The 7,433-nt window shown below is 57.1% G+C and carries 6 protein-coding genes and 2 pseudogenes; 2 read left to right on the top strand and 6 right to left on the bottom strand.

All coding sequences use genetic code 11. The features are described from left to right. Positions 1-93: 93 nt before the first annotated feature. The 6 genes and pseudogenes from D1641_RS08830 to D1641_RS08805 form a co-directional block, all read right to left on the bottom strand. Positions 94-2,445: a VirB4-like conjugal transfer ATPase, CD1110 family gene (locus D1641_RS08830; protein ID WP_160664789.1), complete on the bottom strand. Its 2,352-nt coding sequence runs from the start codon at positions 2,443-2,445 to the stop codon at positions 94-96. Then, positions 2,402-2,782 (bottom strand): PrgI family protein, encoded by a 381-nt coding sequence (locus D1641_RS08825; protein ID WP_160664785.1) that lies wholly within the window; start codon positions 2,780-2,782, stop codon positions 2,402-2,404. The genes D1641_RS08830 and D1641_RS08825 overlap by 44 nt, the downstream gene beginning before the upstream one ends. Positions 2,783-2,785: 3 nt before the next feature. Next, entirely contained in the window at positions 2,786-3,358 is a 573-nt protein-coding gene (locus tag D1641_RS08820) for an MT-A70 family methyltransferase (protein ID WP_160664787.1), read from the bottom strand. A gap of 46 nt (positions 3,359-3,404) precedes the next feature. Then, a complete protein-coding gene (locus D1641_RS08815) occupies positions 3,405-4,271 on the bottom strand; it encodes a VirB6/TrbL-like conjugal transfer protein, CD1112 family (RefSeq protein ID WP_160664783.1) in 867 nt (288 codons plus the stop codon). A gap of 12 nt (positions 4,272-4,283) precedes the next feature. Beyond that, positions 4,284-4,376: pseudogene (locus tag D1641_RS08810) on the bottom strand (Maff2 family mobile element protein); the annotation flags it as partial. Positions 4,377-4,455: 79 nt separating this feature from the next. After that, the gene (locus D1641_RS08805; RefSeq protein ID WP_160664781.1) at positions 4,456-6,078 is read right to left on the bottom strand and encodes a recombinase family protein; all 1,623 of its coding nucleotides are present in this window, start codon (positions 6,076-6,078) and stop codon (positions 4,456-4,458) included. 279 nt (positions 6,079-6,357) lie between these two features. On the opposite strand from D1641_RS08805, the gene D1641_RS08800 reads away from it, so the two are divergent. Further along, positions 6,358-6,840 (top strand): sigma-70 family RNA polymerase sigma factor, encoded by a 483-nt coding sequence (locus D1641_RS08800; RefSeq protein ID WP_160663120.1) that lies wholly within the window; start codon positions 6,358-6,360, stop codon positions 6,838-6,840. Positions 6,841-6,954: 114 nt separating this feature from the next. Continuing rightward, positions 6,955-7,433 (top strand): annotated as a pseudogene (locus D1641_RS08795) (hypothetical protein); the annotation flags it as partial.

Genomic DNA, 7,433 nt, shown 5'->3' with positions numbered 1-7,433 from the left:
TCAGAGGGCCGGGCCCGTTCGCTCTCCTGGTGGAGCTTGGATTTGTGGTCAGATTTGCGGGGCCTCTGGACACGGTGTCCAGAAGGCCGGGCCTTACCCATTGGCCTTGTCCTCCGGCTTGGTGGTCAGGAGGGTGTAGAGCTCGGTGTCCTGGGGGAAGTGGTCCACAAAGGGGATGGTGGTGTCCCCATAAAAAAGCAGCCCCTCGCCGGACCCGGAGTGGGTGACGTAGGAGAGCTGGTGAGGGCTGATCCCCAGGTGGCTTGCCAGCACCTTTTGATCCCCGGCGGCCTGGGACAGCATATAGAGGAAATCGCAGTTGCCGAAAATGGACTCAATTTCGCTGCTCTCCAGCAGGCTTTTCACATTCTGGGTAATCCCGCTGGGGATGGCCCCCCATTTGCGGAAACGCCGGAAAATCTCCACACTGTACGCCGCCGTCTGGGGCTCCGCCAGCAGAACGTGAAACTCGTCCTGATATACCCAGGTCGCCCGCCGCCGGTCCCGGTTCTCCGTCACCCGGCCCCAGATTTGGTCCGTGAGGATCAGCAGCCCTATCTTTTTCAACATCTTCCCCAGGGCCTTGATGTCAAAGCACAGCAGCCGGGAATTGACCTGGACGTTGGTACGGTGGTTAAAGAGGTTGAGGGACCCGGTGCAGTACAGCTCCAGGGCGGAGGCCACCCGCCGGGCCTCCGGCTCGGACTGTTTCAGCAGCTCGTCGTAGAGGTCCTGGAGAATGGGCATACGCTCCGGGGCCGGGTCCGCCAGATAGGGCCGGTAGATGGTCCGCACGCAGCGGTCGATCACCGTCTTTTCCACAGGGGCCAGCCCGCTCCGCCCGCCCACGATCAGCTCGCACAGGGAGAGGATGAAATCGCTTTTGAGGGACAGGGGGTCCTCGTCGTCGGCGTAGTTGGGGTTGATGTCCATGGGGTTGATGAACGTCCCCGCCGTGGCCGACGGGGACAGCCGCACCACCTGGCCCCCCAGCCGGTTCACCAGGGGGTAATATTCCCCCTCCGGGTCCGCTATGATGATGTCGTCGTCCGGGAGGGAGAGGAACACGTTGACGATCTCCCGCTTGGCGGCGAAGCTCTTGCCGCTGCCGGGGGTCCCCAGGAAAAGCCCGTTGGGGTTTTTCAGACGCTTGCGGTCCGCCATAATGACGTTATTGGAAAGGGCGTTCATGCCGTAGTAGAGGGCCGCCCCGTCCATCCGCAGCTCCTTTGTCATAAAGGGAATGAAAATCGCCGTGGAGCTGGTGGTCATGCCCCGCTGTATCTCAATGGCGTTCTCCCCCAGCACCAGGGAGGACGTGAAGCCCTGCTCCTGCTGCCAGTCCAGCCGCTTCAAGGCGCAGTTGTATTTCTGGGCAATGCCGGAAATGGTGAACACGTCGTTCTCCAGCTTTTGCCGGGTGGGGGCGATATTCACTACCGTAAAGGTAAGGAGGAACATTCTTTCATTCCGGGACTGGAGGTCGGCCAGGAGCGCCGCCGCGTCCTTGGAGTAGGTAATGAGGTCCGGGGGCAGAATTTCCATATCGTACCCCGCTCTGACCGCCTTTTTCTGCTCCTCCACCTTCATTTTGTCAATGTCGGAGATTTTGCCCTTGGTCATTTTGATGGCCTTGAGCTGGTCCACGGTCTGGACGTGGAGGGTGACGGTCATTTCCGCGTCCAGCTCCAGGAGCTCCAGCAGCAGCTTGTCCGACAGCTCGGAGGCCATGATCTGCAAGTAGGAGGCCGCGCCCCAGGACTGGCCCAGCCGGAATGTCCGGGCGGCGGTGAAGTCGAAGCTGTCCGGGGCGATAAAGTCTTTCGTCCCCATGCCGGTTTTCACGATGTCCGGCCAGGAGAAGCGGAACGGCTCCCGGCCTCCGGGGTGCATCTGGCCGTGCAGCACCTCCAGCCGCTCCCGCCCGTTGAGGACGCGGGAGTGGGCCCCCAGCTTCTTGAAGTTGCCCATGATGTCGCTGGACACCCGCTCCAGCCGGGGGCGGGCCGTCTCCAGGCCCTCGGCGGGGACGCCGAAGGTGATGTACTTGGAGCGGACGATCCCGTTGTTGCTCCGGGCGATCTGCCGTTTCAGCATATCCACATATTCCCCCCGGATACTGTCAAAGTCATCGTGGGCCATGGGGATGTTGACCTTGTACCGGCTGCCGCCCCTGGAGCGGTGGTTGATGAAGGAGAGCTGGAACGGGAGGGCGCTGTCAAAGTAGTTGAGGAAGCCGCACCAGCCGTCGAAGATGGCGGACTGGTCCTCGCTGGAGGCCACGGAGTAGTTGATGTCCTCATAGGAGATGGTCTTGGTGTAGAAGCCCTCCCGCACCCGGCAAATGCCGTCTTTCAGCATTTCCACATAGGGGATGGTCTGTTGTGCGGAGAGGGAACGCTTACCGGCCCTTCCAGGCCCGGCGCTTTTGGTCCTTATGTTCAGAAGCCGATACCTCCTTTCCGGCGAACGGCGCGTAGATATTTTGCGTTCGGTAGGGCCTGGGGCCGGGCCGGAGGAAGCGGGCGCGGATGATGTTCCGCACCACCTTCTCAAAGGGCAGGCCGTCCTTTTCGTACATCGCCATGAGGAACGCCGGGAGCATGATCCCCAGCATGAGGAACATGGCCCCGGTCCCGCCGACGGCCCCACGGGTCAGCAGATACACGGGGACGCCCACCAGCCCGCCGCCTCCGAAACAAATGAGCTGCCGCTTGGTGAGGTTGAACGCCAGCTTGGTCTTGACCCTGGACAGGTCATTGGGGACATTCACATAGGGCAAAAATCAACCCTCCTTTCTTGTGGTGGCCTCTGGACGCCGTGTCCAGAGGCCAGGGGTACATTCCACCTCGTTCCCCCACACATCCCAGCCGGGGGTGGACTGCCGGGCGAACAGCTCCACGCGGGGCACGTCGCCCAGCAAGGCCATGATCTTCTCCCTGGCCTCGTCCGGCTTTTTGCTGTGGCCCTCTATGGGGGAAATGATGAATTGGTGGACGTTGGCGGCCTGCCGCTTGGGGTGGCCCCGCGTCGCCAGCAGGCACACCTCCGCGTTGGCCCTGGTCCAGAAGCCCAGCCCGTAAAACCAGCTATCCGCCTTGCGGTTCTTTTTCAGCCAGACAAAGGCCACGCTCTTATACTGAAAGCCCCACGCCTTGATCAGCCGCAGGGCCTCCGGGAGCTGGGGGAACGTGGCCCACAGGAACAGGGCGCAGTCCGGGGCGGCCAGCTCCGCCACGGGGAGGGCACACAGGTCGTTTATGCTCATGGTGGGGTAGTGCTTCTCCGCCGATCCCTGTAAATTCTTTTGGGAATACCGCCAGGGCGGGTCGGCGTAGATCACGGCGTATTTTCCGATAAAATCCCTCCTTTCCGCTCTGGACACCGTGTCCAGAGGCCGGGGGCTAATGCGCCCCCAGGACGCTCCGGGCGATACTTCCCGTTTTGAACAGGCAGTAGCACAGCAGCACCGTGTAGCCGATGGTCCCCCATATCGCTCCTATGGGGTCGCCGCCTCCGGCGATACTCTGAATGAGTACCGCGTAGATCCCCACGCATACCAATATCAGCATCCCCTGGAAGCCCACGGCGAACAGGGAGCGGAGATAGTTCTGCCCGGCCCCGCCCAGCTCCCGGTTTGCAAGGGTCGCCACGGGGAGGGGCGCTAAACTGGTGAGCATATATATTTCTATCATCCGCCCGTAGACGATCACGAAGATCACGATATTCAGCGCGGTCATGGTGAGCTGCACCACAAAGGACTGGAGCCACAGCCCCAGCAGCGGGCCCAGGTCCATCCCTTCCAGCGCCGCCTCCAGATCCGCCAGCATATCCGGGGAAACATCCGTGGAGCCCTGGATCAGCCCCGCCGACTGTGCCACCACCCGCTGGGCCACGTCGAACACCGCCATAACGATGTTGAACGTGTTGGACAGAATGAGGATGGCGCAGGCCGTTTTGAATATCCACTTGAAGAAAATCCAGTAGTCCAGGTCGTGGAGATTGTTCCGCTCCACCAGCAGTTGAATGAGTTCGTAGGTCGCAACAAAGGTCAGGACCAGTCCGGCAATCGGCAATATCACCGTCTCGGAAAGCCGCCGGATCAGGGAGAAAACCCCGGCGTTCCATGCCGCCGGGGTCGTCCCCACTTGTACCGCGATCTCCCCGACACGGGCATTGACTGTATCAAAGAGCCCCGACAGGTTGTCCATGATCCCGCCGATCAGCAGCTCCTTGAGCCAGTTCGTGATCCAGTCGGTGAGAAATCCCATGAAGCGCCGCCCTTAGAACAGGCCGGACAACAGGGGAATGAGGGTCGTACCCAGCAGGATAATGCCGCCGCCCGCCATGAGCTGCTTCATGCCCTGGCTCTTTGCTCATGTGGGATAAAGAAGTAAAAGAAGTGTAAAAAATTTTGCCGTTCCCTGTCCGGCTGACTGCCGGACGGGTCGGGCTTTAGTCGGGCAATTCTACCTTGCCGACAAAAGAGTAATAGATTTCGATTTCCTGTCTGCGGAGCTTCCCCCGGCGTTTCCCGTCAAGGGCTTCCGATTCGTGGATTACGATTTTCTCCACAAACTCCCGTAACAGGGTAGGGGTGAGTTCCTCAAAGCTGGTGTACTTGCGTACCACTTTCATAAACTTTTCAGCGTTCGCCGTGGCTTCCAGCGTCTTTGAAAGCTCGCCCTGCAGAACGGCGGCACGTTCTTTCAGTTCCTTTTGCTCGGCTTCGTAGTCTGCCGAAAGCTCCGTGAAACGCTCGTCCGATATGCGCCCCGCCACGCTGTCCTCATACAGCCGCTTGAAGATAGCGGAGAGTTCCGCAATCCGCTTTTCTGCCGCTTCCAGCTCTTTCTTCTTGGCGGCGTTCCGGCGTTTGCTCCCGTCCTCGGTCTGCTCGGTCAACAGCTTCATAAACCGGGCTTCGTGCTTTGCGGCGTAGCTGGTGACTTTCCGTAGGTTCTCGGTCACTCCCTCGGTCAAGAGGTCGGTGCGGATAAAATGCGCCGTACAGTCTGCCGTGCGCTTCTTGTAGCTGCCGCAGATATAGCAGTCCTGCCGCCTTTTGTCCGTCTGATACCTCTGCTGGTACATGACGCTGCCGCAGTCCGCACAAAAGAGCACGCCGGAGAACAAGCCCACTTCATCATAGCGGTTGGGGCGTTTGCGCTGCTTGCGTAGCTCCTGCACACGCTCCCATGTATCACGGTCTATGATTGGTTCGTGGTGGTTCTCAAAGATTACCTGCTTTTCGGCGGGGTTCTCCTTGCTCTGCTTTACCTTGTAGGACACTTTCTCGGTCTTGAAGTTCACAAGGCAGCCTGTGTATTCCCGGTTTTCAAGGATATGCGCCACGGTGTTTGTCGCCCACCTGCACTCATAGCCGGGGTGGTAGCGGCGTGTGCTTCCCGTCCGGCGGTATTCCAGCGTTCCCGGCGTGGGTGTCTGCTGTTCCGTCAAGACACGGGCTATCTTGGTCGGTCCATTCCCGGCAAGGCATAAGCTGTATATCTGCCTTACTACCGGGGCGGCTTCCTCGTCAATGATGAAATTTTCGTCCTCGTCCATGAGGTAGCCGTACACGGGCTTGCTTGTGACAGGCTTCCCGCTCATGCCTTTAGACCTCTTGACTGCTCTGATTTTCTTGCTCGTATCCCTCACCAGCCATTCATTAAAAATATTACGCAAAGGGGCAAAATCGTTGTCGCCCTGTGCGCTGTCCACTCCGTCATTTATTGCGATAAAGCGGACGCCTTTCTGTGGGAAAATCATTTCTGTGTACATTCCCACTTGTAGATAGTTTCGCCCTAACCGTGACATATCCTTTACTATGACTGTGCCGACTTTCCCGGCTTCAATGTCCGCAAGCATGGCTTGAAAACCGGGTCTTTGGAAGTTCGCGCCGGAAAATCCGTCATCAGTGTACCATTGCAAGTTTGTAAAGCCGTTCTGCTTGGCATAGTTTTCAAGGATTCGCTTCTGATTGCTGATAGAATTGCTCTCGCCTTGCAGCTCGTCCTCATGGGATAACCTCGGATAAAGGGCGGTGATAAGTGTTGTGGCGGTCTGTCTTGACATAGATTCCTCCGTTTCCGACAGCCAGCCCCACTATTCCGTATGTCTATTGTACCATATCCACAGAGCAATGACAAGATTTACTGTCCGGAAAAGAATACTATAATTTGTACAAAAATCATACTGGGGCTTTTTCTATTCAAAAAAGTATGGTATAATAATTTTACTTGTTTGGGAACCGGTGGGAAATACGTCATATTGGCAGCTGCGCAGAATTTGCCAGTCTGCGGACCCTGATGTGAGGAGGGCCCCTTTTACAAAGATAGAGAGGAAGTGCGGGCTATGACGGCGCGTTATGACACATTTCTTCAAACACTCTACGAAAACAATTACGAAAAGATGCTCAAATTCTCTTACCGTATGCTTGGCACCAGGGCCGACGCTCAGGATTTGATGCATGAAACCTTTCTCCTGGCGCTGTATCATCAGACCAAGCTCTATAACCACCCAAATCCGGAGGGCTGGCTGATGAAGACCTTGAGAAATCTGGCCCTTAATGAGCAGAGACGAATCCAAAACCATCCGGTAGTTTCCATAGAATCCATTGCCAACACCATGGGAAGCGAGCACGATACTCCCCTGGATCTTCTGCTGCCTAAGCAGCTGTCTAAAGAGGAGCGGGAAATTCTGATTTGGCGCTATGAGCAACAGCTGGAGTATAAGGATATCGCCGACCGGCTGGGCATCTCAGAGGCGGGCTGCCGAAGCAGGGTTTCCCGAGCTATCGCTCATTGCAAAGATTTTGTGGAGGTTTTCACAGATTGATTTGCAAATTCCAGTCAATCTTTTTCCATATCTCTGCTCAAAAATGCAAATTACCGCAGCAAAACAATTACTTCATGACATATCCTTTACACAGGGAAAAGAAAGGGGGCCAACATGGGACATGATTTAAATAGTCCTCCAAATCAGCCGGCATGTCTGAACGTATCCCCTGAAAGACTTGATTCCATGTCTGCTTCTGAGTTAGCTGACGCCATGGAGCAGGCTGTGGACGCTATGACAGAGGAGACATACGATCCCGCTGTCATTGATGCTTATTTGGAGGCATTAGATGGCAAAATACCCGTGCCGGATGATTTAAACACCAAAGCTTCTTATAGCGATTTTTTAACGCGGCTCCAGCCCCTAGCTGCCGAGGAGCCCCGGAGCAGATACCCGAAACGAGGACGCAAACTATTTCGTACCTTCCTTGTCGCGGCTCTCATCTCCGCTTGTCTGCTTGGCAGCATGGCTATTTCACAGGCGGCCGGTATCAATGTGCTCGGCGCAATAGCGCATTGGACAGACAGTGTATTTGGCTTTGGTTCCCTTTCAAGCGATCACACGCCTAGTAATCCCTCCAAAACTGCATATAC

It is taken from the genome of Colidextribacter sp. OB.20, assembly GCF_009911595.1.
Taxonomy (GTDB): Bacteria; Bacillota; Clostridia; order Oscillospirales; family Oscillospiraceae; genus Lawsonibacter.
This window is presented reverse-complemented; position numbering and strand designations above follow the sequence as displayed.

Excerpts from the sequence above, each read along its gene's own strand:
- D1641_RS08815 (WP_160664783.1), bottom strand. The coding sequence starts at position 4,271 with ATGGGATTTCTCACCGACTGGATCACGAACTGGCTCAAGGAGCTGCTG.
- D1641_RS08805 (WP_160664781.1), bottom strand. The coding sequence starts at position 6,078 with ATGTCAAGACAGACCGCCACAACACTTATCACCGCCCTTTATCCGAGG.
- D1641_RS08800 (WP_160663120.1), top strand. The coding sequence starts at position 6,358 with ATGACGGCGCGTTATGACACATTTCTTCAAACACTCTACGAAAACAAT.